Origin of the sequence: Streptomyces sp. NPDC021749 (assembly GCF_040640655.1) — a bacterium.
GTDB lineage: Bacteria > Actinomycetota > Actinomycetes > Streptomycetales > Streptomycetaceae > Streptomyces.
The window spans coordinates 141,438-167,533 of the sequence record NZ_JBFACE010000002.1; the positions used below are offsets into that span (position 1 = coordinate 141,438).

General features: G+C 69.3%; 22 protein-coding genes. 13 read left to right on the forward strand and 9 right to left on the reverse strand.

Annotated features, from left to right (window positions below):
• Positions 1–39: 39 nt before the first annotated feature.
• The 7 genes from AB0G35_RS02465 (at position 40) to trxA (ending at position 9,632) form a co-directional block, all read left to right on the forward strand.
• On the forward strand, positions 40–2,292 hold the full coding sequence (locus AB0G35_RS02465; protein ID WP_360942415.1) for a DUF6049 family protein: 2,253 nt from the start codon (positions 40–42) through the stop codon (positions 2,290–2,292).
• Positions 2,293–2,338: 46 nt separating this feature from the next.
• On the forward strand, positions 2,339–4,558 hold the full coding sequence (murJ, locus tag AB0G35_RS02470) for a murein biosynthesis integral membrane protein MurJ (protein ID WP_360942418.1): 2,220 nt from the start codon (positions 2,339–2,341) through the stop codon (positions 4,556–4,558).
• A 107-nt stretch (positions 4,559–4,665) separates the two neighbouring features.
• The gene (locus AB0G35_RS02475; RefSeq protein ID WP_360942421.1) at positions 4,666–6,378 is read left to right on the forward strand and encodes a protein kinase family protein; all 1,713 of its coding nucleotides are present in this window, start codon (positions 4,666–4,668) and stop codon (positions 6,376–6,378) included.
• 125 nt (positions 6,379–6,503) lie between these two features.
• Positions 6,504–7,199 carry an RNA polymerase sigma factor SigM gene (gene sigM / locus AB0G35_RS02480; protein ID WP_360942424.1) on the forward strand — a complete coding sequence of 232 codons (696 nt, stop codon included), beginning with the start codon at positions 6,504–6,506 and terminating at the stop codon, positions 7,197–7,199.
• Positions 7,196–8,170, forward strand: coding sequence for a zf-HC2 domain-containing protein (locus tag AB0G35_RS02485; protein ID WP_360942427.1), 975 nt, complete (start codon positions 7,196–7,198; stop codon positions 8,168–8,170). The genes sigM and AB0G35_RS02485 overlap by 4 nt, the downstream gene beginning before the upstream one ends.
• A 114-nt stretch (positions 8,171–8,284) precedes the next feature.
• The gene (gene trxB, locus AB0G35_RS02490) at positions 8,285–9,259 is read left to right on the forward strand and encodes a thioredoxin-disulfide reductase (protein ID WP_360942430.1); all 975 of its coding nucleotides are present in this window, start codon (positions 8,285–8,287) and stop codon (positions 9,257–9,259) included.
• Between the two features lie 46 nt (positions 9,260–9,305).
• Entirely contained in the window at positions 9,306–9,632 is a 327-nt protein-coding gene (gene trxA, locus AB0G35_RS02495; protein WP_360942433.1) for a thioredoxin, read from the forward strand.
• 130 nt (positions 9,633–9,762) lie between these two features.
• Here trxA and AB0G35_RS02500 read toward each other — a convergent pair whose 3' ends face one another.
• From AB0G35_RS02500 to rpmH, 9 genes are all read right to left on the reverse strand, one after another.
• Positions 9,763–10,380 (reverse strand): GNAT family N-acetyltransferase, encoded by a 618-nt coding sequence (locus tag AB0G35_RS02500; RefSeq protein ID WP_030412272.1) that lies wholly within the window; start codon positions 10,378–10,380, stop codon positions 9,763–9,765.
• Positions 10,381–10,689: 309 nt separating this feature from the next.
• Positions 10,690–11,802 (reverse strand): ParB/RepB/Spo0J family partition protein, encoded by a 1,113-nt coding sequence (locus tag AB0G35_RS02505; RefSeq protein ID WP_360942437.1) that lies wholly within the window; start codon positions 11,800–11,802, stop codon positions 10,690–10,692.
• Entirely contained in the window at positions 11,799–12,869 is a 1,071-nt protein-coding gene (locus AB0G35_RS02510) for an AAA family ATPase (protein ID WP_078871841.1), read from the reverse strand. The genes AB0G35_RS02505 and AB0G35_RS02510 overlap by 4 nt, the downstream gene beginning before the upstream one ends.
• Before the next feature lie 303 nt (positions 12,870–13,172).
• A complete protein-coding gene (gene rsmG / locus AB0G35_RS02515) occupies positions 13,173–13,898 on the reverse strand; it encodes a 16S rRNA (guanine(527)-N(7))-methyltransferase RsmG (RefSeq protein WP_360942440.1) in 726 nt (241 codons plus the stop codon).
• Positions 13,899–14,034: 136 nt separating this feature from the next.
• Positions 14,035–14,541: a R3H domain-containing nucleic acid-binding protein gene (locus tag AB0G35_RS02520; RefSeq protein ID WP_360942442.1), complete on the reverse strand. Its 507-nt coding sequence runs from the start codon at positions 14,539–14,541 to the stop codon at positions 14,035–14,037.
• Positions 14,542–14,555: 14 nt separating this feature from the next.
• The gene (gene yidC, locus AB0G35_RS02525) at positions 14,556–15,722 is read right to left on the reverse strand and encodes a membrane protein insertase YidC (protein ID WP_360942444.1); all 1,167 of its coding nucleotides are present in this window, start codon (positions 15,720–15,722) and stop codon (positions 14,556–14,558) included.
• A 3-nt stretch (positions 15,723–15,725) separates the two neighbouring features.
• Positions 15,726–16,043 (reverse strand): membrane protein insertion efficiency factor YidD, encoded by a 318-nt coding sequence (gene yidD, locus AB0G35_RS02530; protein ID WP_030412278.1) that lies wholly within the window; start codon positions 16,041–16,043, stop codon positions 15,726–15,728.
• Complete coding sequence (rnpA, locus tag AB0G35_RS02535) at positions 16,040–16,498, reverse strand: ribonuclease P protein component (RefSeq protein ID WP_360942447.1); 459 nt, start codon at positions 16,496–16,498, stop codon at positions 16,040–16,042. Before rnpA ends, yidD begins: the two co-directional genes overlap by 4 nt.
• Before the next feature lie 23 nt (positions 16,499–16,521).
• Entirely contained in the window at positions 16,522–16,659 is a 138-nt protein-coding gene (rpmH, locus tag AB0G35_RS02540) for a 50S ribosomal protein L34 (RefSeq protein ID WP_003956500.1), read from the reverse strand.
• A 381-nt stretch (positions 16,660–17,040) separates the two neighbouring features.
• Between rpmH and dnaA the strand changes: the two genes are divergently transcribed.
• From dnaA to gyrB, 6 genes are all read left to right on the forward strand, one after another.
• Complete coding sequence (gene dnaA / locus AB0G35_RS02545; protein ID WP_360942450.1) at positions 17,041–18,924, forward strand: chromosomal replication initiator protein DnaA; 1,884 nt, start codon at positions 17,041–17,043, stop codon at positions 18,922–18,924.
• Between the two features lie 921 nt (positions 18,925–19,845).
• Complete coding sequence (dnaN, locus tag AB0G35_RS02550; protein ID WP_360942453.1) at positions 19,846–20,976, forward strand: DNA polymerase III subunit beta; 1,131 nt, start codon at positions 19,846–19,848, stop codon at positions 20,974–20,976.
• Positions 20,977–21,078: 102 nt separating this feature from the next.
• The gene (gnd, locus tag AB0G35_RS02555; protein WP_360942456.1) at positions 21,079–21,957 is read left to right on the forward strand and encodes a phosphogluconate dehydrogenase (NAD(+)-dependent, decarboxylating); all 879 of its coding nucleotides are present in this window, start codon (positions 21,079–21,081) and stop codon (positions 21,955–21,957) included.
• 52 nt (positions 21,958–22,009) lie between these two features.
• Positions 22,010–23,197 carry a DNA replication/repair protein RecF gene (recF, locus tag AB0G35_RS02560; protein ID WP_360942459.1) on the forward strand — a complete coding sequence of 396 codons (1,188 nt, stop codon included), beginning with the start codon at positions 22,010–22,012 and terminating at the stop codon, positions 23,195–23,197.
• Positions 23,194–23,727, forward strand: coding sequence for a DciA family protein (locus AB0G35_RS02565; protein WP_360942462.1), 534 nt, complete (start codon positions 23,194–23,196; stop codon positions 23,725–23,727). Before recF ends, AB0G35_RS02565 begins: the two co-directional genes overlap by 4 nt.
• Positions 23,728–24,026: 299 nt before the next feature.
• Positions 24,027–26,084 (forward strand): DNA topoisomerase (ATP-hydrolyzing) subunit B, encoded by a 2,058-nt coding sequence (gyrB, locus tag AB0G35_RS02570; RefSeq protein WP_360942465.1) that lies wholly within the window; start codon positions 24,027–24,029, stop codon positions 26,082–26,084.
• Positions 26,085–26,096: the final 12 nt, after the last annotated feature.

Genomic DNA, 26,096 nt, shown 5'->3' on the forward strand with positions numbered 1-26,096 from the left:
GGGACTGAACGGCCGCGTGGTCGATGGCTGCGCAGGACCGTGACACTCGTCACTGGAGTGCCGCTGCTGGTCGGACTGCTCCAGGCTCCACACGCCCCCTCCGCCGAGGCCGCCCCGGCCGAGTCGCACACGGTCGACGTGTCCATCGACGCCATGTCGCCGTCGGCCCCCGGCAAGGGCGACACCGTCACCGTCTCCGGCACCCTGACCAACGACAGCCGCAGCACGATCACCGACGCGCACGTCGGAATGCACCGCGGCGATGCGCTGGGCAACCGCAGTTCGATCGAGGCGACCTCCCGTCGCACCGGCTATCTGCCCAGCGTCGACGGCGAGGAGATCAAGGGCCACACGGAGAAGATCGACAAGCTGGAGGCCGGCGCCAGCCGCCCCTTCAGCCTCAGCGTCCCGGTCAAGGACCTCCATCTCAACGATGACGGGGTGTACCAGATCGGTGTCTCTCTGTCGGGGCACTCCCAGGCTTCGTCGTACGACCAGGTCCTGGGCATCGACCGGACCTTCCTGCCCTGGCAGTCCGCCGACGCCGAGAAGAAGACGCAGCTCACCTACCTGTGGCCGCTGATCTCCTCCACGCACCTCACGGCCGAGACCGACGCCGACACCCAGCAGACCCCGGTCTTCCGCAATGACGATCTCGCCGCCGAGCTCGCCCCCGGCGGCCGGCTGCAGCAGATGGTCGCGCTCGGCAAGAACCTCCCGGTGACCTTCGTCATCGACCCCGACCTGCTCGCGACCGTCGACGCGATGACCAAGTCGTACCGGGTGAACGGCCCGGACGGCCCCATGGGGAAGAACCAGGCGGTCGCCAAACAGTGGCTGCACCAGCTCGAAGAGGCGGTCAAGTCGCACCAGGTGGTGGCGCTGCCCTTCGCCGACCCCGACCTGGCCTCGCTCGCCCACCACGGCAAGGGCGTGCCGAGTGCGCTCAGCCACCTCGGACCGGCCACCGACCTCGCCGACAAGACCGTGGACACGATCCTCGGCGTCAAGTCCCGTACCGACTTCGCCTGGCCCGTCGACGGCGCCATCGACCGCTCGATCGTCGATGTCGCGACCTCGGCCGGCGCGCACAACGTGATCACCCGCAGCGACAGCCTCCGGGACGCCGGCCGGCTGTCCTACACCCCGACGGCGGCCCGCCCCATCGGTGGCGGCAACACCGCCATCGTGGCGGACACACAGCTCTCCCGGGCCTTCGAGGGCGACATGTCGAAGGCGACGAACGCGACCCACGCGGTCCAGGAATTCCTCGCCCAGACCCAGATGATCAGCCTCCAGGACCCGGAGCGGCAGCGCAGCGTCGTCGTCGCGCCGCAGCGGATGCCGTCGGCCGGCCAGGCGCACGCCATGGCCACCGCGCTGCGCGAACTGGACGAGTCCGGTCGCTGGACGCAGGCGCAGAACCTCGGCGCCGCGGCCAAGGCCAAGCCCGACCCGGCGGCCACCCGCCAGGTGCCGAGCGGCGCCTCCTACCCGTCCTCGCTGCGCCGGCAGGAGCTCCCCACGGGGGCGTTCCGGCAGATCCAGGGCACCCAGTCGGCGCTGGAGGACTTCCAGCCGATCCTGGCCCAGCCGGAGCGGGTGGTGATCCCGTTCACCACCGCGATGATGCGGGAGATGTCGACGCAGTGGCGCGGCGACCGCTCCGGTGCCGCCGGCTTCCGTCACTCCGTGCACAACTACCTCGACGGTCTGACCACGAAGGTGCACCTGATCCAGAAGTCGGGGGCCACGCTTTCCGGGCGCAGCGCCACGATTCCGGTGACGGTCCAGAACAACCTCTTCCAGGGCGTCAAGCACATGACGCTGCGCCTCACGTCCTCCCAGCCCAACCGGCTCGACGTGGGCAAGTCGCAGCAGATCTCGGTGGACGGCGGGCACAGCCAGTCGTTCAAGTTCGACACCACCGCCAACGCCAACGGCCGGGCCTGGGTGACCGCACAGCTCTACACCTCGGACGGCAAGCCCTACGGTGAGCGCATGACGTTCCAGGTGAACGTCACGGAGATCACCGCGACGGTGATGCTCGTCATCGCGGGCGGCGTGCTGCTGCTCGTGCTCGCCGGCGTACGGATCTACCTGCAGCGCAAGCGGGCGGGCAGCCGGACCGACGAGGACGGCCCCGAGGACGGCTCCGAAGGCACGGCGGGCACGGACGGCAACGACGGCGGCACGGACGGAGACGAGCCCGAGCAGCCGAGTGACCCCGCGCCGGACACTGGTTCGGAAAAGTCCGAGCCTTCCGGCTCAGGTGAGAAAGTGGACCGTTGATAGATGGCGGGGCCGGATGGCCGGCGACTGATGAGGTGGGGCAGCGATGAATGCGCCGTACGACGGTGACCGGGGCCGGGGCGCCGATGGCGACCCCATGGGGCCGGTCCCTCCGACGCCCCCGTTCCCCGCGGAGCAGGACCCGTACGTCCGGGACGCCTACCGCAACGACCCGCACCGCGCTCAGGACCCCATGGCGCATGACCCGGTGAGCGATGCGCGCTACGACCGCGCCGCGCACCCGCCGCCGTCCCTGGGGCGGCCCACCCAGCCGCTCTACCCGCAGCCCGGGCCCGGCCGGCAGGCCCCTGACCCGCAGGCGTGGGCCGCGCCCCGGACGCCTGCGCCGCAGCGCCCGGACCGGGCCGCTCCGTACGGTGACGACGCCGCCACGACGCAGTTCATGGGTGTCGATCCCCTGGTCGGCCAGGCCGGCGACGAGCGTCCGGAGTCCGACGCCTTCGCGCACCTCTACCAAGACCAGCATCCCTACGATCCCCAGCGCCCCGCCCCGGCCGGCCCGTCCGTCGGGGCGCCGGTGACCGGTGCGGTGCCCGGACCCGAGGCCGTTCCGCAGCAGACCGCGCCGGAGCCGGAGCCCGCTCCCGTGCCGGCGGCCGGCAAGCCCTCCGGTGGCCGGGCCTCCGGCCTGCTCAAGTCCAGCGCCGTGATGGCCGCCGGCACGATGGTGTCGCGCCTGACGGGCTTCGTCCGCTCGGCGCTGATCGTCGCGGCGCTCGGCGGTGCGGTGCTCGGTGACTCCTGGCAGGTCGCCTACCAGCTCCCGACGATGATCTTCATCCTGACCATCGGCGGCGGTCTGAACTCCGTCTTCGTGCCGCAGCTGGTGCGCGCAATGAAGGAGGACGACGACGGCGGCGAGGCCTACGCCAACCGGCTGCTGACCCTGGTCATCGTGGTGCTCGGGGTGCTGACGGTGCTTGCGGTGGTCGCGGCGCCCCTGCTGGTGAAACTGGTCTCGTTCGACATCTCCCGGGACCCGGCGGCCAACGAGGTCGCGGTGGCGTTCACCCGCTACTGCGTCCCCACGATCTTCTTCATGGGTCTGCACGTGGTCATGGGGCAGATCCTCAACGCCCGCGGCCGCTTCGGCGCGATGATGTGGACCCCGGTCCTCAACAACATCGTCATGATCGCCACCTTCGGCCTCTTCATCTGGGTCTACGGCACGGCGAAGACCTCGCACATCGGCGTCACCACCATCCCGGACGAGGGCATCCGCCTCCTGGGCATCGGCACCCTCCTCGGGCTCGTCGTCCAGGCACTGGCGATGATCCCGTACCTGCGCGACGCCGACTTCAAGCTCCGGCTGCGGTTCGACTGGCGGGGCCACGGCCTGGGCAAGGCCGCCAAGCTCGCCAAGTGGACCGTGCTCTTCGTACTCGCCAACCAGGCCGGCGTCCTGGTCGTCACCCAGCTCTCCACCTGGGCCGGCAACACCGCCGACCAGCAGGGGCACCCGGGGACCGGTTTCATCTCCTACGCCAGCGCCCAGCTGATCTGGAACATGCCGCAGGCGATCATCACCGTCTCCGTCATGGCGGCGCTGCTGCCGCGGCTGGCCCGGTCCGCGCACGACGGCGACACCGGCGCGGTCCGGGACGACATGTCGCAGGGCCTGCGCACCTCCGCCGTCGCCATCGTCCCGATCGCCTTCGGCTTCCTGTCCCTCGGCGTCCCGCTGTGCACCCTGGTCTACGGTTCGTCCGGCGCCGGTGTCCCGATGGGTTACATGCTGATGGCCTTCGGCGTGGGCCTGATCCCGTTCTCGGTGCAGTACGTCGTCCTGCGCGCCTTCTACGCGTACGAGGACACCCGCACGCCCTTCTACAACACGGTGATCGTCGCCGCCGTCAACGCCGCCGCCTCCGGGCTGTGCTTCCTGGTTCTGCCCGCCCGCTGGGCCGTGGTGGGTATGGCGGCCTCGTACGGCCTGGCGTACATCATCGGCGTCGGGGTGGCCTGGCGGCGGCTGAGCAGGCGCATGGACGGTGACCTCGACACGGCGCACATCGTCCGGACGTACGCGCGGCTGGCCGGCGCCAGCATCCCGGCCACGATCGTCTCCGGGGCGTTGGTGTACGCGATCATGCAGGCGCTGGGCAGCGGATTCTTCGGCTCCCTGGCCGCTCTGATCGCCGGCGCGGCCGCCCTTCTGGGCGTGTTCTACGTGGCCGCACGCAAAATGCGCATCGAGGAAATGAACGCCCTGGTCGGCATGGTCCGGTCAAAGCTTGGGCGTTGATTGAGCACAACCATCGACTGCCACCGTGTGTCGTGCATAGTGGCGGACTGTGGGCACAATTGTCTTGGCTCATTGAGCCTGCAACGGATGGGGAGGCAGGAACGACGGTGGCGGAACGGAGCACGGCTGCCGTCGACGTGGCCGACACGAGCGGCGAAGAGCCGCTGACCGCCAAGGCGGGCAAGGCCACGGACGACGGTGCTAAGGCCGAGAAGGTATCCGGCGGGGACAAGGACGCCGCACGCACCGACGATCAGCGTGCGGCGGACGAGGCCCAGCCACCGGAACTGCACAGCGGCCACAAGCTCGCCAGACGCTACCGCCTCGAAGAGTGCGTCACCCGTCTGGACGGATTCAGCAGCTGGCGTGCGGTCGACGAAAAGCTGCGCCGCGCCGTCGGCGTACACATCCTGCCCGCCGACCATCCGCGGGCCCGGCCGGTGCTGTCCGCCGCCCGTTCCTCGGCACTGCTCGGCGACCCCCGGTTCGTCCAGGTCCTGGACGCCGTCGAGGAGAACGACCTCGTCTACGTCGTCCACGAGTGGCTTCCGGACGCCACCGAGCTGACCACCCTCCTCGCCAACGGCCCCCTGGAGCCGCACGAGGCCTACCAGCTCGTCAGCCAGGTCTCCCAGGCCATGGCCGCCGCACACCGCGAGGGCCTGGCCCACCTCCGGATCACCCCCAGCTCCGTGCTTCGGACGGAATCCGGGCAGTACCGCATCCGTGGCCTGGCCGTCATGGCCGCGCTCCGCGGCATCAGCTGCGAACACCCGCAGCGCACGGACACCGAGGCGATCGGCGCGCTGCTGTACGCCGCGCTCACCCAGCGCTGGCCGTACGAGAACGACGCGCACGGCCTGACCGGCCTGCCGAAGGGTGTCGGGCTGATCGCGCCCGACCAGGTCCGCGCCGGCGTCCACCGCGGCCTCTCCGAGCTCGCCATGCGCGCGCTGATCAACGACGGCGCCACGGCCTCCCGCCAGGAACAGCCGTGCACCACCCCGGAGGAGCTGTCCAAGGCGGTCGCGGCGATGCCGCGCATCCGGCCCCCGGAGACCGCGTTCACCACGCCCCCGCCGTACCAGCGCACGGGCTACCAGCAGGGCAGCTACCGGCAGACGGCAGCCCGTACCCCCCAGGCCGGTCGGCCGACCCAGGCGATCGCCACACCGCCGCCGCCGCTCCAGAGCCGCACCGGCCGGGCCCTGAAGTGGTCCGTCTCCGCGCTGCTCATCGCGGCGCTGGGCCTGGGCAGCTGGCAGCTCGCGGACACCCTGCTCAAGCGCGAGAAAGACCAGGACGCTCCGGGGAACTCGCAGTCGCAGGATGGCACCAAGCAGAAGAAGCCTTCGGTTCCGCTGGCGATCCAAAGTGCCACGGAGTTCTCTCCGCTGAAATCCCCCTTTTCCGGGGACCAGGCGTCGAACGTGACGGATGGCAAGCCCTCGACGGCGTGGGTGACCAGCCTCTTCAAAGGATGGGCGAACTTCGGAAACCTGCCGGGCCGCAAGGACGGCAGCGGCATCGTCATAGACCTCGGAAGCGCCAAGAACGTCTCCGGCGTGGAGGTCAACATGTACCGCCCGGGCCAGACCGCGGAGGTCCTGGCGGCCTCACCGTCCGCGTCGAACCCCACGGCTCTCAGTGACTTCTCACAGCGGCTCTCCAAGCCGGCGAAGACCGGAGACAAGCTGACGGTGAAGCTGGACAAGGCCGTCAAGGCGCGTTACGTGCTGGTCCACATCACCGAGCTGCCGAGCGACGGCGTCGGGGACGGGTTCCGCGGCGGGATCTCCGACATCAAGGTGCTGGGCTGAGCAACAGCGGGCGAGCGGCTGAAACGGGGCGCTCGCCCGCTGATCATCGCCCCTCGGCACATTTACTTTCCCCATCCGGCGGGCTTGAATGGGACCGAGATCAGGCAGCTACGGCCGGGGGGCCCGTGTCCACCGACAGCGACGAGGCTTCGACACCAACCGACGCCGATCTCCTTGCCCTGCATGTGAAAGGCGACCCCGATGCGTTCGGGGAGATCGTCCGGCGGCATCGCGACCGGCTCTGGGCAGTGGCGCTGCGCACTCTCGGTGATCGTGAGGAAGCCGCGGACGCCGTACAGGACGCCCTGGTCTCCGCCTACCGCGCGGCCCACACCTTCCGCGGGCAGTCCGCCGTGACGACCTGGCTCCACCGGATCACGGTCAATGCCTGCCTGGACCGGGCCCGCAAGGCCGCCTCCCGGCGCACCGCGCCGATCGCCGAGACCGAGCGACTGGAGCAGCTCCTCGAACCCGAGGAGTCCGCCGCGATCCCCGCCGAGCGCCAAGACCTGCACCGCGAGCTGCTCCGCGCCCTGCGGACCCTTCCCGAGGAACAGCGCGCCGCCCTGGTCCTCGTCGACATGCAGGGCTACCCCGTCGCCGAGGCAGCCGCGATCCTCGACATCCCCACCGGAACGGTGAAGAGCCGCTGCGCACGCGGCCGTGCCCGCCTCCTCCCCTTGGTCACCCATCTGCGGGCTGACGGCGGGGGTAGCAACCCGACGAGCGGGGGAAGGAACCGGGCGCAGGGGACATCCGTCCCACCGACGGCAGGGCCGAAGGACACAGGTGCCGTGAAGGGCGGAGGTGGGCGAGCGTGACGTCGACGACCGGCACGGGTGAGCACCCGGAGGTTTCCGAGATCTCCGACCTCACGGACGGGCTGCTCTCCCCCTCCCGCAGCGCAGAGCTGCGCGCCCATCTCGCCGGCTGCGCGCTGTGCGAGGACGTCTACGCCTCCCTGGAGGAAATCAGGGGGATGCTCGGCAGGCTCCCCGGCCCGACGCGTATGCCGACCGATGTCGCCGGGCGTATCGATGCCGCCCTTGCGGCCGAGGCACTTCTCAATGCCACCGTTCCGAGCTCCGCGACGCATGTTTCACGTGAAACAGCGAGCCTTGAAACGGCGACTCGTGCCACCGCGGCCCGTGAAACGACCGTCCGCCCCGCGCCTGTTTCACGTGAAACCGAGCCAGAGGCACCCGCCCGCGGTACTTCGGTCACCCGCCCTGCCGGGCGCCCCAGTGGTTCCTCCGGTCCGGGGCGCCAGACCCGCGGCGGCCGGGCCTCCCGGGCGCGACGCTGGCCCCGGGTGCTGCTCGGCACCGCAGCGGCGGCGGCCGTCTTCAGCGTCGGCGGACTACTCCTCCAGAACGCCGCCATGGACGGGACGCAGGCCGGCCCTCACCGGCCCCCGGCGACCACCGAGAAGGGCCCCAGCGGTGCGGGCGGCCTGACCGCCGCAAATCTCGGCTCCCATGTCCACGCCCTGCTGGCGACCAAGAGCTCGCACAAATCGCCGGACATCGGTGCCCGCAGTTCCCCGGAGACCCCGCTGCGGGGCAGCGCCGACACCATTCCCTCCTGCGTCCGCCAGGGAATCGGCCGCCCGGAAGCCCCACTCGCGTCCAGCCACACCCGCTACCAGGGCAAGGACGCCTTCCTGGTCGTCCTGCCGGACCCGGCAGACGCCCAGCGCGTCTCGGCGTATGTCGTCTCGTCCTCCTGTGTCTCCGCCACCCCACCAGCCCCCGGAAAGGTCTTGCTGTCGCACTCGTACCCGCGAGACTGAACGACGGGTAGTGCGCTGTGACACTCCGGGAATGCACGCCCCGTAGGATCCGTTGGGTGGGGTGAGAGTTCCGAGAGCCCCAGCAAGCAGTCGGCAGAGACAAGGAAGACACCCGTGAGCGACGTCCGCAACGTGATCATCATCGGCTCCGGGCCCGCGGGCTACACCGCAGCGCTCTACACCGCCCGCGCGTCCCTGAAGCCGCTGGTCTTCGAAGGTGCCGTCACCGCCGGAGGCGCGTTGATGAACACCACCGACGTGGAGAACTTCCCCGGTTTCCGCGACGGCATCATGGGGCCGGACCTCATGGACAACATGCGCGCCCAGGCCGAGCGCTTCGGCGCCGAGCTCGTGCCCGACGACATCGTCTCGGTCGACCTCAGCGAGGACATCAAGACGGTCACCGACACCGCCGGCAATGTGCACCGCGCAAAGGCGGTCATCGTCAGCACCGGCTCGCAGCACCGCAAGCTCGGTCTGCCCCGTGAGGACGAGCTGTCCGGTCGTGGCGTGTCCTGGTGCGCCACCTGCGACGGGTTCTTCTTCAAGGACCAGGACATCGCCGTCATCGGCGGCGGCGACACGGCGATGGAGGAGGCCACCTTCCTCTCGCGGTTCGCCAAGTCGGTCACGGTCGTCCACCGCCGCGACACGCTGCGGGCCAGCAAGGCGATGCAGGAGCGCGCCTTCGCGGACCCGAAGATTAAGTTCGTCTGGGACAGCGAGGTCGCCGAGATCCACGGCGAGAGCAAGCTCTCCGGTCTGACGCTGCGCAACGTCAAGAGCGGCGAGACCTCGGAACTCCCCGTCACTGGTCTCTTCATCGCGATCGGCCACGACCCGCGCACCGAGCTCTTCAAGGGCCAGCTGAACCTCGACGACGAGGGCTACCTCAAGGTCGATGCGCCCAGCACCCGCACCAACCTGACGGGCGTCTTCGCGGCCGGCGACGTGGTCGACCACACCTACCGCCAGGCGATCACCGCGGCCGGCACGGGCTGCTCCGCCGCCCTCGACGCCGAGCGGTACCTCGCCGCGCTGGCGGACGGGGAGTCGACCCCCGAGCCCGAGAAGACCCCTGCCGCCTGACCCGCGGCTCCAGCTTTCCCACCACCCACCCAGTAAGGAGATTGCCATGGCCGGCGCCACGGTGACCGTCACGGACGCCAACTTCGAAGAGGTCGTCCTCAAGAGCGACAAGCCCGTCCTCGTGGACTTCTGGGCCACCTGGTGCGGCCCGTGCCGCCAGGTCGCCCCCTCCCTGGAGGCCATTGCCGCCGAGCACGACGAGATCGTCATCGCCAAGCTGAACACCGACGAGAACCCGGCGACCACCGCCAAGTACGGCGTCATGTCGATCCCGACGATGAACGTCTACAAGGACGGCGAGGTCGTGAAGACCATCGTCGGCGCCAAGCCGAAGGCCGCGATCGAGCGCGACCTGGCGGACTTCCTCGCCTGAGTCACCTCATCGTCTGTTTCACGTGAAACGGGCCCGTTCCTCACCGAGGACGGGCCCGTTCTCGGTGAGGAACGGGCCCGTTCTCCGTTTCACGTGAAACAGAGCTCGGTTTCACGTGAAACATCGTGCGCTACAACGGCCGCAGGGCCGGCTCCTTCTGGACTGCGCCCAGCAGACGGTCGAGCGCCATCTCGACATCTTCCTTCCACGAGATGGTGGTCCTCAGCTCAAGGCGCAGCCGCGGAAAGCGGGGATGGGGCCGTACGGTTTTGAAGCCCACCGCGAGCAGATGGTTGGCAGGCAGCACACAGGCCGGCTCGGTCCAGCGGGCGTCGCCGAACGCCTCGATCGCCTTGAACCCTCGCTGGGTGAGGTCTTTGGCGACCGTCTGGACCATGACCCGCCCCAGCCCCTGGCCCTGGTATCCGGGCGTCAGCCATGCGGTGAGCAGCTGCACCGCGTCCGGCGATACGGGGCTGGTCGGGAAGGCGGTCGAGCGCGGCACATAGGCTGGCGGGGCGTACATCACGAACCCCACCGGCACCTCATCGACATAGACGACCCGCCCGCAGGATCCCCACTCCAGCAGGACCGCCGAGATCCAGGCTTCCTTTTCGAGCTCGGGACGTCCCGCCTTTACCGCGGCCTCGCCGCTGACGGGGTCGAGCTCCCAGAAGACACAGGAGCGGCAGCGCTTGGGGAGGTCCGGAAGGTTGTCCAGCGTGAGCGGTACGAGCCGACGGCCCATGGAACCAGGTCCTCACTTCTCTCGCCTGCCGCACCACCACGCAGCGCCGTCAGCACGGCCTGCTCCCTGAGCAGACCCCCAACGAACCCTCCAACGGCTGCCAGGCCGAAGCCCGCTGCCAGCAGTCCGGTGCGGCTCACCGATCGCATGGCCTCTCCTCGATGTGAGGCGTCTCCACGTGGATGCGTGCCATACCCGAACGCATCGTATCCACCCTTTACGGGCACGGGTAGCGCGAGAGAGCAAAGGGCGGGCCGTGTTCCGGTATAGATCCGGAACCCGGCCCGCCCGGGAGCCGTAGGCATCAGCTCACTGCTCTTCGCCGGTCTCCTCATCGTTCTCCTCGGCCAGCGACTGGCCCAGGACGGGGCCTTCGCCCGGGGCGAGGGTGTTGAGGATCCGCTCCAGATCGTCCATCGAGGCGAACTCGACGACGATCTTTCCCTTCTTCTGGCCCAGGTCGACCTTCACCCGGGTTTCGAAGCGGTCGGAAAGGCGGGAGGCAAGTCCGGTGAGCGCGGGGGAGACCCGGTTGCCCGCACGGGGCCCCTTTGCCTTGCTCGGGCTCTTGGGGGTCGACCCCATGAGCGTCACGATCTCCTCGACCGAACGCACCGACAACCCCTCGGCGACGATGCGGCGCGCGAGATGGTCCTGTTCCTCCGAGTCCTCCACGGAGAGCAGCGCCCGGGCATGCCCTGCCGAGAGCACTCCGGCGGCCAGTCGCTTCTGCACGGACGGGGAGAGCTTCAGCAGGCGCAGTGTGTTGGAGACCTGCGGGCGCGAGCGCCCGATCCGGTCGGCCAGCTCGTCATGCGTGCACTGGAAGTCCTTGAGCAGCTGGTCATAGGCGGCCGCCTCTTCCAGCGGGTTCAGCTGGGCCCGGTGCAGGTTCTCCAGCAGCGCGTCGAGGAGGAGCTTCTCGTCCTCCGTCGCCCGCACGATCGCCGGAATCTTCTCCAGCCCGGCCTCCCGAGAGGCACGCCAACGGCGCTCTCCCATGATGAGCTCATACCGACCGGGTCCGGTCTGACGGACCACCACCGGCTGGAGCAGGCCCACCTCCTTGATGGAGGTGACGAGTTCAGCAAGGGCGTCCTCGTCGAAGACCTCTCTCGGCTGGCGCGGGTTCGGGGTGATGGCATCGAGCGGCACCTCGGCGAAGTGCGCACCCGCCACTTCCGATACGCCATCCGCCGACGGCTCCGCCGCTGGCGGCGCTTCCGTTTCACGTGAAACATCGTGCGTCGGCAGCGAGGTCACCTTGGCGGCGGCCACCCCTCGCTCCGGCGCCAGGACCGGTACGGCCGCGGGTGATGTCGCTCCCTGCCCCACCGCGGGCCCGGCATGGTCCGTGCTCTGCGGTGCCGCGGGGATCAGCGCCCCGAGCCCACGGCCCAGGCCTCTACGTCGTTCGCTCACTGAGTCCCCTCCGAGATGCTGTGCTGTCCTTCATAGGTGACGCTGAGGCCCTGGCCCCCGGTCTGCGGGGCCCCACGCAGCGCGATCTCTCGGGCCGCTTCGAGATAGGAAAGCGAACCACTGGATCCCGGGTCATAGGTGAGCACTGTCTGCCCATAGCTGGGTGCCTCGGAGATGCGCACGGAGCGGGGGATGCTGGTACGGAGCACCTCGTGGCCGAAGTGGTTACGGACCTCGTCGGCGACCTGGGAGGCCAGCCGGGTACGTCCGTCGTACATGGTCAGCAGAATCGTCGAGACATGGAGCTGCGGGTTGAGATGCCCCCGCACCAGGTCGACGTTCCGCAGCAGCTGTCCCAGCCCCTCCAGCGCGTAGTACTCGCACTGAATCGGAATCAGCACCTCGGCCCCAGCGACCAGCGCATTGACCGTCAGCAGGCCGAGCGAGGGCGGGCAGTCGATGAAGATGTAGTCCAGCGGCTGCTCATACGCCTTGATGGCCCGGTCCAGCCGGCTCTCCCGGGCCACCAGCGAGACCAGCTCGATCTCGGCGCCGGCCAGATCGATCGTGGCGGGCGCACAGAACAGCCCCTCCACATCCACGACCGGCTGCACCACGTCGGAGAGCGGCTTGCTGTCCACCAGCACGTCATAGATGGACGGCACTTCGGCGTGATGGTCGATCCCCAGCGCCGTCGACGCATTGCCCTGAGGGTCGAGATCGATGACCAGAACCCGTGCCCCATGCAGGGCCAGGGAGGCCGCCAGGTTCACGGTGGTCGTGGTCTTACCGACCCCGCCCTTCTGGTTGGCAACGACCATGACCCGGGTCTGTTCGGGCCGGGGAAGCCCCTCGCCCGCGCGGCCGAGTGCCTCCACCGCCAGCTGAGCTGCACGACCGATCGGGGTGTCGTCCATCGGGGGCGGCGTTTCACGTGAAACGTCGTCCCCGAACGACTCGCTACGGGGACCGGGGACCGGATCGGTCATCGGTCCCGCGATGTTGGCGTCGGACCGCAAGGATTCACTCTCCTCGACATCAGGCTCGCAATGGTCAGAGCCTGCCATGCTTTCGGCGTCGTGAACCAGTGAGGTCCGTTCTCCTGTGGACAAATCCACGTCTGTGGATACTTCCGTTACCCGTGTGGGTCTACGGTCGCGCGGCGCGGCAGCCGCACGACCACGGCTGATGATCCCTTGCAGCAGAGAGCGACGTTTCACGTGAAACACGATGCCAGCGTCGCGTCCGAATAAGCCGCGACACTCCGTCTTGTGCCGTTTTGGTGGGGTTTACGGAATTACCGCTTCCCCTATTTCGCGGAACGGTATTCCCTCACCCCATGCCGGTCTCCACGGCTCCGGCGGGAGGCCTCAGCGCCGGCGCCCCCTCGTCGAACGGCTGGCCCGCGCCGCCTTCGCCCGCTTCGCCGCGAAGCGCACACCGCCGGGGCTCTCGCCCACCTCGACCCGCACCACCGTCGTCGGCGGATCCACAATGCCCTCGCCGACCTGCAGCACCGAGGTGTCGACCACACCGAGCTTGCTCAGCGCGGCCCGGGCACCCTTGAGCTCCTCCTCCGCGGCATCGCCCTTGAGTGCCAGCATCGCGCCGTACGGCCGCAGCAGCGGAACACCCCAGCCGGCCAGCCGGTCCAGCGGAGCCACCGCGCGGGCGGTCACCACATGCACCTGCGGAAGCTTGCCCATGACCTCTTCGGCCCGGCCCCGCACGACCGTCACATGGTCGAGGCCGAGCAGCTCGACGACTTCCTGAAGGAAATTCGTCCGCCGCAACAGCGGCTCCAGCAGCGTGATCTTCAGATCCGGCCGCACCAGAGCCAGCGGGATCCCGGGCAGCCCGGCCCCGGAGCCCACGTCACACACCGATACGCCCTCGGGCACGACCTCGGAGAGCACCGCGCAGTTCAGCAGATGCCGCTCCCACAGCCGCGGCACCTCGCGCGGCCCGATCAGCCCGCGCGTCACCCCCGCGTCGGCGAGCAGTTCGCCGTACCGCACGGCCTCCGGAAAGCGCTCACCGAATACCTCCTGTGCCGCCTTCGGCGCAGGAGGGAGCTCCGCTGCTGCCTCCGTCACGGGAACCGCCCTTCCTCTGGACTGCTTTTCCTGCCGGGAACCCGGGTCACGCACCCGGAATAACACAGAACGCTGACAACTTTTGGCCCCGCCTGCGAGCAGACGGGGCCAAAGAAAAAACGGAAGCGCTGAGCGGTCAGGCCGGGAGGACAACCACTCGGCGCTGCGGCTCCTCGCCCTCGGACTCACTGCGCAGGCCGGCCGCCGCCACCGCGTCATGCACGACCTTGCGCTCGAACGGCGTCATCGGGTCGAGCGTCACGGGCTGGCCGGTACCGCGGGCCTCCTCGGCCGCCTTCTCACCGATCGCCGTGAGCTGCTCGCGCTTGCGCGCCCGGTAGCCGGCGATGTCCAGCATCAGTCGGCTGCGGTCACCGGTCTCCCGGTGCACGGCCAGCCGGGTCAGTTCCTGCAGCGCCTCCAGCACCTCACCGTCGCGGCCCACCAGCTTCTGCAGGTCGCGGCTGGTCGAGTCGCTGATGATCGACACGGCGGCGCGGTCGGCCTCGACGTCCATGTCGATGTCACCGTCGAGGTCGGCGATGTCCAGCAGACCTTCGAGGTAGTCGGCCGCGATCTCGCCTTCCTGCTCCAGGCGGGTCAGGGTGTCGGTGCCCTCGGCGGCAGGGGTCGTGTCCGTCACGAAAGGACTCCTTCTTACTTCTTCGACGGGTGCTTGGGGCGCTGCTGGCCCTTGCGCTGGCCGGACTTCGCGGAGCGGGACCCGGAGGTCGAACCGCCCTGCGCAGTACCGTCCTGCGCGGCCTTCTTCTCCAGCGACTGCTTCTTCGCTCCGCCCTGACCGGAGCCCGCCGAGCCGTTCGCCGAGCCACCCGACGCCGAGCCGGCCCGCGTACGGTTCTGCGTCCGACCCTGGGCGCCGGCGGCCGGCGCACCGGTCTGCCGCTTGGCCTTCGTCTGGCGCTTGGGCTGCTGACGGTTCTGGCGTGCTTCCTCGACGGCCTTCTTCGCCGCGACCTCGGCCGGGCTCTCGACCAGCTTGCCCTGGGCGCGCAGACGCTCCTGGCGCTCGGCGAACGCCTTGCTGCCCGGGGTCGGGTTACGACGGATGACGAACATCTGCTGGCCCATGGTCCACACGTTGGTGGTCAGCCAGTAGACGAGGACACCGACGGGGAAGTTGATGCCGAAGACGGCGAACATGACCGGGAAGACGTACATCAGCATCTTCTGCTGCTGCATGAACGGCGTCTTGACCGTGAGGTCGACGTTCTTGGTCATCAGCTGGCGCTGCGTGTAGAACTGCGACGCCGACATCAGGACGATCATGATGACGGTGACCACGCGGACGTTGGTGACCGAAGCGCCGAGGCTCTCGATCTTGGCCGCGCTGTCCATGAACTTCGCCGCGAGCGGGGCACCGAAGATGTGGGCCTTCTGCGCGCTCTCCAGCAGCGACTGATCGATGAAGCCGACCGTCTTGTTGTTCGCGATGTGGCTGAGGACCTGGTACAGCGAGATGAAGAACGGCGACTGGGCCAGGATCGGGAGACAGCTCGAGAGCGGGTTGGTGCCCGTCTCCTTGTAGAGCTTCATCATCTCTTCGGACTGGCGCTGCTTGTCGCTCTTGTAGCGCTCCTGGATCGCCTTCATCTTCGGCTGGAGCGCCTGCATGTTCCGCGTCGACTTGATCTGCTTCACGAAGAGCGGGATCAGGCAGATACGGATCAGCACCACCAGCGAGACGATGGACAGACCCCACGCCGCGCCACTGTTCTTGTCGAAGACCAGGCTGTAGAACGAGTGGAACTGGACGATGATCCAGGAAACGGCGTAATAGAGAGGATTCAGGATCGTGTCCACGAATCAGGCTCCTTGGGCGTTGGGCTGAGTCTCGGGCTGGGCGGCGGGTTCATGGACGGCAGTCCCGCCCAGGCGGCTCCTCAGCCGCTGGTGCCAGACCGGACGCTTCCGGGGAGGGACGTGGTCGACGCCACCGAGCGACCACGGGTTGCAGCGCAGAATGCGCCAAGCTGTCAGCGCAGTCCCTTTCACCGCGCCGTGCCGGTCGATGGCCGTATAGCCATAGTGCGAGCACGACGGGTAGTACTTGCAGACCGGCCCCAGCAGGGGGCTGATGGTCCACTGATAGATCTTGATCAAAAGCAGCAGCGGGTACTTCACTGTGCGCTCCCTCCCGGGCCCCGGCCGGGGTTCCGGGGGTCCGCGGCGCAACCGCTGCCGGTCGCGGCCCCCGTGGGGTTGGAGCCTCTCGGCGACCCTCCCAGCAGCCGCTCCAGCGCGGCGTCCAGGTCGCGGGCCAGCTCGTCGTGGTCCGCGGTGCCCGCGCCGGGCAGGGCCCGTACGACAACCAGGCTACCGGCGGGAAGCCGGTCCAGCCGGTCGCGCAGGAGATGGCGAAGCCGCCGCTTGACCTTGTTGCGGACGACCGCGATGCCAACGGCCTTGCTCACGACGAAACCCGCACGCGCCGGGGGAACACATTCCCCCGATGCGTGCGGGTCCGTTGCACCGCTACGACAATGCACGACAAGGAGCGGGCGCCCGGCCCTGCGTCCCCGGCGTACCGCGGTCGCGAAGTCCTCGCGCCGCCTCAGCCGATGTTCGGTAGGCAGCACGTCATGGACCTAGGTCGGGCTGCTCAGGCCGACAGGCGGGCGCGACCCTTGCTGCGGCGCGACGCGAGAATCGCGCGGCCGGCACGGGTCCGCATGCGCAGACGGAAGCCGTGGGTCTTCGCGCGGCGGCGGTTGTTCGGCTGGAAGGTGCGCTTGCTCACTCGGGGGCTCCAGGAATGCTTGTTGTCTCAAGGAGAGACAGATGTGGGGCGTCGTTGGCTGTCACCGTGCGCCCACGAGTAGCTCTCCTCGCAACGCCTAAGTGCACCGCTACACGATCACCGGAGCGTGATCTTTGCCCATCGGAGGCAGGCGGCAGCAGCCATCGACAACTCGACCTGGTCACGGTACGCGCGGCTACGCCATCCGGTCAAACCGGCTCCATGGAAGCCCGCGCGAGCCGTTGTCAGGACACACTATGCACAGCCTGTGGACAACAACTTGAATCCCCAGGCCCGCCCTGACTACCGTGGCTGAACTCCGATTCCTTCCCGCCCGTCCTGAGAATCACACATTCGTGGGACTGTGAGAGAGCGTGCCCTGTGGCTGATGTACCTGCCGATCTTGCCGCAGTGTGGCCGCGCGTGCTCGACCATCTCCTCCGAGCGGAGGCCGACGGCCTCAAGCCGAAGGACCAGGACTGGCTCAAGCGCACCCAGCCGCTCGCGCTGGTGGCCGACACCGCGCTGCTCGCGGTGCCCAACGAATTCGCCAAGGGCGTGCTCGAAGGACGGCTGGCGCCGCTGATCGGGGAGGCCCTCAGCCATGAGTGCGGCCGCCCGATCCGGATCGCGATCACCGTCGACGACTCCTCCGAGGAGCCGCCGGCACCCTCCGCACCCTTGCAGCACCAGGCGCCCCAGCAGCAGCCGCACCACCCGCAGCACCCGGCACCGCAGCAGCACGAGGCGTACGACTACGAGCCCCGGCACGACACCCGGCAGGGGTACGGGCACCAGAGCGACGACCTGCCCGGCGTCCGCCCCGCCTACCCGGACTACCAGCAGCCGCGGCACGAACCCGGCGCCTGGCCGCAGCACGTGGCCCCCGGCGGCCCCGGCCCGCGCGACGACTACGGCTGGCAGCAGCAGCACCTCGGCGGCTTCCCCGAGCGCGAGACGTCCGCGGAGCAGTGGCGCGAGCCGTACCCGTCGGCCCCCCACGTACCGCAGCACCAGCAGGCGCAGTCGGACTACCGCGGTCAGGACCGAGGTGTCCCGTCGCACTCCGACGGCGCGCGCTCCCCGTACGACGCGCAGCGCCGCGAGCTTCCCGAGCACCAGCCCGGTGGCCCCAACGGCCGTTCCGGTCCCGGTGCCGCGCTGCCGGCACCCAGCGGCGCCCCGGGCCCGCTCGCCGCGCAGCCCGCGCCGGCCACCGGTCCGGGTGAGCCCACCGCCCGGCTGAACCCGAAGTACCTCTTCGACACCTTCGTCATCGGTGCCTCCAACCGCTTCGCGCACGCCGCCGCGGTCGCCGTCGCCGAGGCCCCGGCCAAGGCGTACAACCCGCTGTTCATCTACGGGGAGTCGGGTCTGGGCAAGACCCACCTGCTGCACGCGATCGGGCACTACGCGCGCAGCCTCTACCCCGGCACCCGCGTGCGGTACGTGAGCTCGGAGGAGTTCACCAACGAGTTCATCAACTCCATCCGCGACGGCAAGGCGGACGCGTTCCGCAAGCGCTACCGCGACATGGACATCCTGCTGGTCGACGACATCCAGTTCCTGGCGAGCAAGGAGTCGACGCAGGAGGAGTTCTTCCACACCTTCAACACGCTGCACAACGCCAACAAGCAGATCGTGCTCTCCAGTGACCGGCCGCCCAAGCAGCTGGTCACCCTGGAGGACCGGCTGCGCAACCGCTTCGAGTGGGGCCTGATCACCGACGTCCAGCCGCCCGAGCTGGAGACCCGGATCGCCATCCTCCGCAAGAAGGCGGTGCAGGAGCAGCTGAACGCCCCGCCGGAGGTGCTGGAGTTCATCGCGTCCCGGATCTCGCGCAACATCCGCGAGCTGGAGGGCGCCCTGATCCGGGTCACCGCGTTCGCCTCGCTCAACCGGCAGCCGGTGGACCTCGGGCTGACCGAGATCGTGCTGAAGGACCTGATCCCCGGCGGCGAGGACGCCGCCCCGGAGATCACCGCCACCGCGATCATGGCCTCGACGGCCGACTACTTCGGCCTGACCATCGACGACCTCTGCGGCTCGTCCCGCAGCCGGGTGCTGGTCACCGCCCGGCAGATCGCCATGTACCTGTGCCGCGAGCTGACGGACCTGTCGCTGCCGAAGATCGGCGCGCAGTTCGGCGGCCGGGACCACACGACCGTGATGCACGCCGACCGCAAGATCCGCGCGCTGATGGCCGAGCGGCGATCGATCTACAACCAGGTCACCGAGCTGACCAACCGCATCAAGAACGGCTGAGGCCGCGTCCGACGCGCCGCCTCGGCACCGACCGCGCCCAGGGCGCCCGGGACCCGCTCCCGGGCGCCCTTCGCCGTTCCGGAGCCGCCCGGCTCGCCGTTCCAGGGCCGCCCGGCCCGCCGTACGGGAGCCCGCGCCGCCGTCCCGAGGCTGTGGAGCGCCGTCGGCCGTGTTCGATTCCGGGGCTGGTCACGGCCTCTCTCCACAGATTGGGCAAGAATCTTCCGTCCACATCCTGGGGAGAGGAAAGTTATCCCGGTGGGATCCACAGCCGGAGCCTCCGAAGGGCGATCGGAGGAGGTCAGCCGGGTGTGGATTTGTGGTCAAGCGCTCTCCACAGGGTGTGGACAGAGATTTCGTCCACAGGGGAGTGGATCTCTTGTCCACCGCCCACCCACAGGTGAGCCGCCGTTGTCCCCAGCAATCCCCAGCTTCTCCACAGCCCTGTCCACTGTTCGGCAACGCAACACCCCGCCTCACCGGGCTGAGTGAAAGCCGTCACACCGAGGTGATGGGTTGGGCTGTGGGGAACGTGGGTAAAGCTGGGGATGGCACTGGGGAGAACTGCCCGTCCCCTGTGCATCGGGTGTGCAGAACTTTCCGCAGTCCACAGCACGGGCCGCTTATCCACGGCCCCCGCCCACAGCCGCAGTGGATAAAAAACCGGCGCTGACCTGCGCAGACGAAGTTGTCCACGGTTTCCACAGGGCCTACTACTACGACCACGGATATCTACCGGGGAACTCGTTCGGAAACGGGGCCTGTGCACAACTCGGCGGCCCGGCGTCCAGCGTCGCCCGAGTCGACTTGACCCCGAGCCGCAGCGACTGTCGGTGGCGTGCGTCAGACTGGTCTCCGGCAACTGAGCCGACGACGAAGGCCAGCAGGGCGTAAGCCAGCAACAGCAGGAGGCGGTTTCCGGTGAAGATCCGGGTGGAGCGCGATGTACTCGCGGAGGCAGTGGCCTGGGCGGCCAAGAGCCTCCCGGCCCGTCCGCCGGTGCCCGTCCTCGCGGGCCTGCTGCTGAAGGCGGAGGACGGCGCTCTGAGCCTCTCCGGCTTCGACTACGAGGTCTCCGCACGCGTCTCGGTGGAGGCCGAGGTCGAGGAGGAGGGCACGGTCCTCGTCTCCGGCCGGCTGCTCGCCGACATCTGCCGCGCGCTCCCCAACCGCCCGGTGGAGATTTCCACCGACGGTGTACGGGTGACCGTGGTCTGCGGCTCCTCGCGGTTCACCCTCCACACCCTTCCTGTGGAGGAGTACCCGTCCCTGCCGGCCATGCCCACCGCCACCGGCACGGTCCCCGCCGAGGTCTTCGCCGCGGCCGCCGCCCAGGTGGCCATCGCGGCCGGCCGCGACGACACCCTCCCGGTGCTCACCGGCGTCCGCATCGAGATCGAGGGCGACACCGTCACCCTGGCCTCCACCGACCGCTACCGCTTCGCGGTCCGCGAGTTCCTGTGGAAGCCGGAGAGCCCGGACGCCTCCGCGGTCGCGCTGGTCCCGGCCAAGACGCTGCTGGACACCGCCAAGTCCCTGAGCAGCGGCGACACGGTCACGCTCGCGCTGTCCGGCTCCGGCCAGGGCGAGGGCCTGATCGGCTTCGAGGGCGCCGGGCGGCGGACCACGACCCGTCTGCTGGAGGGCGACCTCCCGAAGTACCGCACGCTCTTCCCGACCGAGTTCAATTCGGTCGCGGTGATCGAGACCGCTCCGTTCGTCGAGGCCGTCAAGCGCGTGGCGCTGGTCGCCGAGCGCAACACCCCGGTCCGGCTGAGCTTCGAGCAGGGCGTGCTGATCCTGGAGGCCGGTTCCAGCGACGATGCACAGGCTGTGGAGAGGGTCGACGCCGATCTGGAGGGCGACGACATCTCGATCGCGTTCAACCCGGGCTTCCTGCTGGAGGGCCTGTCGGCGATCGACTCCCCCGTGGCGCAGCTGTCGTTCACGACGTCCACCAAGCCGGCGCTGCTGAGCGGCCGCCCCGCCAAGGACGCCGAGGCGGACGAGGCCTACAAGTACCTGATCATGCCGGTGCGTCTGTCGGGCTGACCAGCCCCGATGAGCGGCTGAGCCCACAGGTGTGCGCGGACCTGCGGGCGTAGGCTCGGACTCGGGTACGACTGCAACGACTACGTGCAAAGAGGGTCTCTGATGGAGCTCGGTCTCGTCGGTCTCGGCAAGATGGGCGGCAACATGCGCGAGCGCATCCGCCGCGCCGGCCACACCGTCGTCGGATACGACCGCAACCCGGACCTGGCGGATGTGAACAGCCTCCAGGAGCTTGTGGACAAGCTGAAGGGTCCGCGGGTGGTCTGGGTCATGGTGCCGGCCGGCGCCGCCACCCAGTCCACGATCGACGAGCTGGCCGAGCTGCTCTCGCCGGGCGACATCGTCGTGGACGGCGGCAACTCCCGCTGGACCGACGACGAGAAGCACGCCGAGGAGCTGAAGGCCAAGGGCATCGGCTTCGTCGACTGCGGCGTCTCCGGCGGCGTCTGGGGCCTGGAGAACGGCTACGCGCTGATGTACGGCGGCGAGAAGGACGACGTCGCCAAGGTGCAGCCGATCTTCGACGCCCTCAAGCCGGAGGGCGAGTTCGGCTCGGTGCACGCCGGCAAGGTCGGCGCCGGCCACTTCGCGAAGATGGTCCACAACGGCATCGAGTACGCGATGATGCAGGCCTTCGCCGAGGGCTGGGAGCTGCTGGAGAAGGTCGACTCCGTCACGGACGTGCGCGAGGTCTTCCGCTCCTGGCAGGAGGGCACGGTCATCCGCTCCTGGCTGCTCGACCTGGCCGTCAACGCCCTCGACGACGACGAGCACCTGGACAAGCTGCGCGGTTATGCACAGGACTCCGGCGAGGGCCGGTGGACTGTGGAAGCCGCCATCGACAACGCCGTGCCGCTGCCCGCGATCACGGCCTCGCTCTTCGCCCGCTTCGCGTCCCGCCAGGACGACTCCCCGCAGATGAAGATGATCGCCGCGCTGCGCAACCAGTTCGGCGGCCACGCGGTCGAGAGCAAGAAGTAACCACCAGCAGTACTGGCACCACCATGCAGCCGGGAGAGGTCGGCGCACCGCCATGCACGTGACACATCTGTCGCTCGCCGACTTCCGCTCGTACGCCCGGGTCGAGGTCCCGCTCGATCCGGGCGTCACGGCGTTCGTGGGCCCCAACGGGCAGGGCAAGACCAATCTCGTCGAGGCGGTCGGCTATCTGGCCACGCTCGGCAGCCACCGGGTCTCCTCGGATGCGCCGCTGGTGCGGATGGGCGCCGAGCGGGCGGTCATCCGGGCCGCGGTCGCGCAGGGCGAGCGGCAGCAGCTGATCGAGCTGGAGCTGAATCCCGGCAAGGCCAATCGCGCCCGTATCAACAGGTCCTCGCAGGTCAGACCGCGTGATGTGCTGGGCATCGTACGGACGGTGCTGTTCGCGCCCGAGGACCTGGCCCTGGTCAAGGGAGACCCCGGCGAGCGCCGGCGGTTCCTGGACGAGCTGATCACCGCGCGCTCGCCCCGGATGGCCGGGGTGCGCGCCGACTACGACCGCGTCCTCAAGCAGCGCAACACCCTGCTGAAGACCGCGGCGCTGGCGCGGCGGCACGGCGGGCGGCAGATGGACCTGTCGACGCTGGACGTGTGGGACCAGCATCTGGCCCGGGCCGGTGCCGAGTTGCTGGCGCAGCGCCTCGACCTGATCGCCGCGCTGCAGCCGCTCGCGGACAAGGCGTACGAGCAACTGGCCCCCGGCGGCGGCCCGTTGACGCTGGAGTACCGCCCCTCGGCGGGCGAGGCGATGGCCGGCGCGACGTCTCGCGAGGAGCTGTACGGCGTGCTGCTGGCCGCACTCGGCGAGGCCCGCAAGCAGGAGATCGAGCGCGGGGTGACGCTGGTCGGCCCGCACCGTGACGACCTGGTGCTGAAGCTCGGCCAGCTGCCGGCCAAGGGCTACGCCAGCCACGGCGAGTCCTGGTCGTACGCGCTGGCACTGCGGCTGGCCTCGTACGACCTGCTGCGCGCCGAGAGTCCGATAGGGCCCGAAGGGCCTTCCACCGGGGGCGGTGGCGGGCGACGGGCGGGCGAGCCGGTGCTGGTCCTCGATGACGTCTTCGCCGAGCTGGACGCGCGGCGCCGGGAGCGGCTGGCGGAGCTGGTGGCCCCGGGCGAGCAGGTGCTGGTGACGGCGGCGGTCGTCGACGATGTGCCCGGGGTGCTGGTCGGGGCGCGCTACGCGGTGTCCGACGGCGCGGTCGAGAAGGTGACCCCGTGAGCGAGCAGCAGCCCGACCGGCCCAAGCCCCCGGAGCTCTCCGGTGTGGATCTGGCCCGGCAGGCGCTGGTGGCCGCGAAGGAGCAGGCGCGGGCGCGGGGCGCGGCCGCCCAGCAGAAGAAGCAGGCCCGGCGCGGGGGCCTGCGCTCCGGCGCGCGGGCGGACGGCCGCGATCCGCTGCCGCTGGGCGCGGCGATCAACCGGCTGATCACGGAGCGCGGCTGGGAGACCCCGGCCGCGGTCGGCGGGGTGATGGGCCGCTGGCCGCAGTTGGTCGGCCCCGAGGTGGCGCAGCACTGCGAGCCGCAGCGTTACGACGAGGACGCCCGGGTGCTGACCGTGCAATGCGATTCCACGGTGTGGGCGACCCAGCTGCGACTGCTGGCCCCGCAGTTGGTGGCCCGGCTCAACGAGGACCTGGGGCACGGCACCGTCAAGATGCTCAAGGTGCTGGGTCCGGGCGGTCCCGCCCGCCGGTACGGAGCGCTGCGCGCGCCCGGCAGCAAGGGCCCCGGCGACACCTACGGATAGGCCGTAGGACACCGGTGAACCACTGGGGCGGATGAGACTCCGCTCATGGTAGCCGCCGGTTGACAGCCCGAAGCGCTGAGTGCCCGTTTGAGCGTCCTGGGGCCCCGTCTCGGATATGGGGAGTCGGCGGACGGCGGTTCAGGGCGGCACATGACGACTCAGGTGCCTGCAAACCCCCATGAGTGTCGGCGCCACCGGTACACTGGTAGCAATCCCGCCCACTCGCGGAACATGTCGAACGACGCAGCCGCTCCCGCCTGTATTTCCCGGGGTGACCCGCACAGGCGCGGAAGGGGCTTGTGCTGTGCCAGAAAGGGCGCTTCGTGGCCGACTCCGGCGACCTCAACGAGAACAACACGGCTTCTACCGAAGAGGAGGGGGTTCCGGCCGGCGCCATGGGCGACTCCTCGGAGGAGAAGTCGTACGACGCCAGCGCGATCACCGTCCTCGAAGGCCTGGACGCGGTTCGTAAGCGCCCCGGCATGTACATCGGCTCGACGGGCGAGCGCGGTCTGCACCACCTCGTGCAGGAGGTCGTCGACAACTCCGTCGACGAGGCGCTGGCCGGCCACGCCGACACCATCGACGTGACGATCCTGGCCGACGGCGGCGTGCGCGTCGTCGACAACGGCCGCGGTATCCCCGTCGGCATCGTGCCGTCCGAGGGCAAGCCGGCCGTCGAGGTCGTGCTGACCGTCCTGCACGCCGGCGGCAAGTTCGGCGGCGGCGGGTACGCGGTCTCCGGTGGTCTGCACGGCGTGGGTGTGTCCGTGGTGAACGCCCTGTCGACCCGGGTCGCGGTCGAGATCTGCACGGACGGCTACCGCTGGACCCAGGAGTACAAGCAGGGTGTGCCCACCGCCCCGCTGGCCCAGCACGAGGCGACCGACAAGCACGGCACCTCGGTCACCTTCTGGGCCGACGGCGAGATCTTCGAGACCACCACCTACAGCTTCGAGACGCTGTCCCGGCGCTTCCAGGAGATGGCGTTCCTCAACAAGGGGCTGACCATCTCGCTCAAGGACGAGCGCCCGGACCACGTGGACGAGGACGGCCAGCCGCTCTCGGTGCGGTACCACTACGAGGGCGGCATCGTCGACTTCGTGAAGTACCTCAACTCCCGCAAGGGCGAGCTGGTGCACCCGACGGTCGTCTCGGTGGAGGCCGAGGACAAGGAGCGGATGCTCTCCCTCGACCTCGCGATGCAGTGGAACACCCAGTACAGCGAGGGCGTCTACAGCTTCGCGAACATCATCCACACCCACGAGGGCGGTACCCACGAAGAGGGCTTCCGCGCCGCGCTGACCGGTCTGATCAACCGCTACGCGCGCGACAAGAAGCTGCTCCGCGAGAAGGACGACAACCTCACGGGCGAGGACATCCGCGAGGGTCTGACGGCGATCATCTCGGTCAAGCTCTCCGAGCCGCAGTTCGAGGGCCAGACCAAGACCAAGCTGGGCAACACCGAGGTCAAGACCTTCGTGCAGAAGGTGGTCCACGAGCACCTCAACGACTGGCTGGACCGCAACCCCAACGAGGCCGCGGACATCGTCCGCAAGGGCATCCAGGCGGCGACCGCCCGCGTGGCCGCCCGTAAGGCGCGCGATCTGACCCGCCGCAAGGGCCTGCTGGAGACCGCTTCGCTGCCCGGTAAGCTGAGCGACTGCCAGTCCAACGACCCGACCAAGTGCGAGATCTTCATCGTCGAGGGTGACTCCGCCGGCGGCTCGGCCAAGTCCGGCCGCAACCCGGAGTACCAGGCGATCCTCCCGATCCGCGGCAAGATCCTCAACGTCGAGAAGGCCAGGGTCGACAAGATCCTGCAGAACAACGAGGTCCAGGCGCTGATCTCGGCCTTCGGCACGGGCGTGCACGAGGACTTCGACATCAGCAAGCTCCGCTACCACAAGATCATCTTGATGGCGGACGCCGACGTCGACGGCCAGCACATCAACACCCTGCTGCTGACCTTCCTGTTCCGCTTCATGCGCCCGCTGGTCGAGGCCGGTCACGTCTACCTCTCCCGCCCGCCGCTGTACAAGATCAAGTGGGGCCGGGACGACTTCGAGTACGCCTACTCCGACGCCGAGCGGGACGGCCTGATCGAGCAGGGCAAGCGCGCCGGCAAGCGGATCAAGGACGACTCGGTCCAGCGGTTCAAGGGTCTCGGCGAGATGAACGCCGAGGAGCTGCGGGTGACGACCATGGACGCCGACCACCGCGTCCTCGGCCAGGTCTCGCTGGACGACGCGGCCCGAGCCGACGACCTGTTCTCGGTGCTCATGGGCGAGGACGTCGAGGCACGCCGCTCGTTCATCCAGCGCAACGCCAAGGACGTCCGCTTCCTCGACATCTGAGCCCTGTCGGCC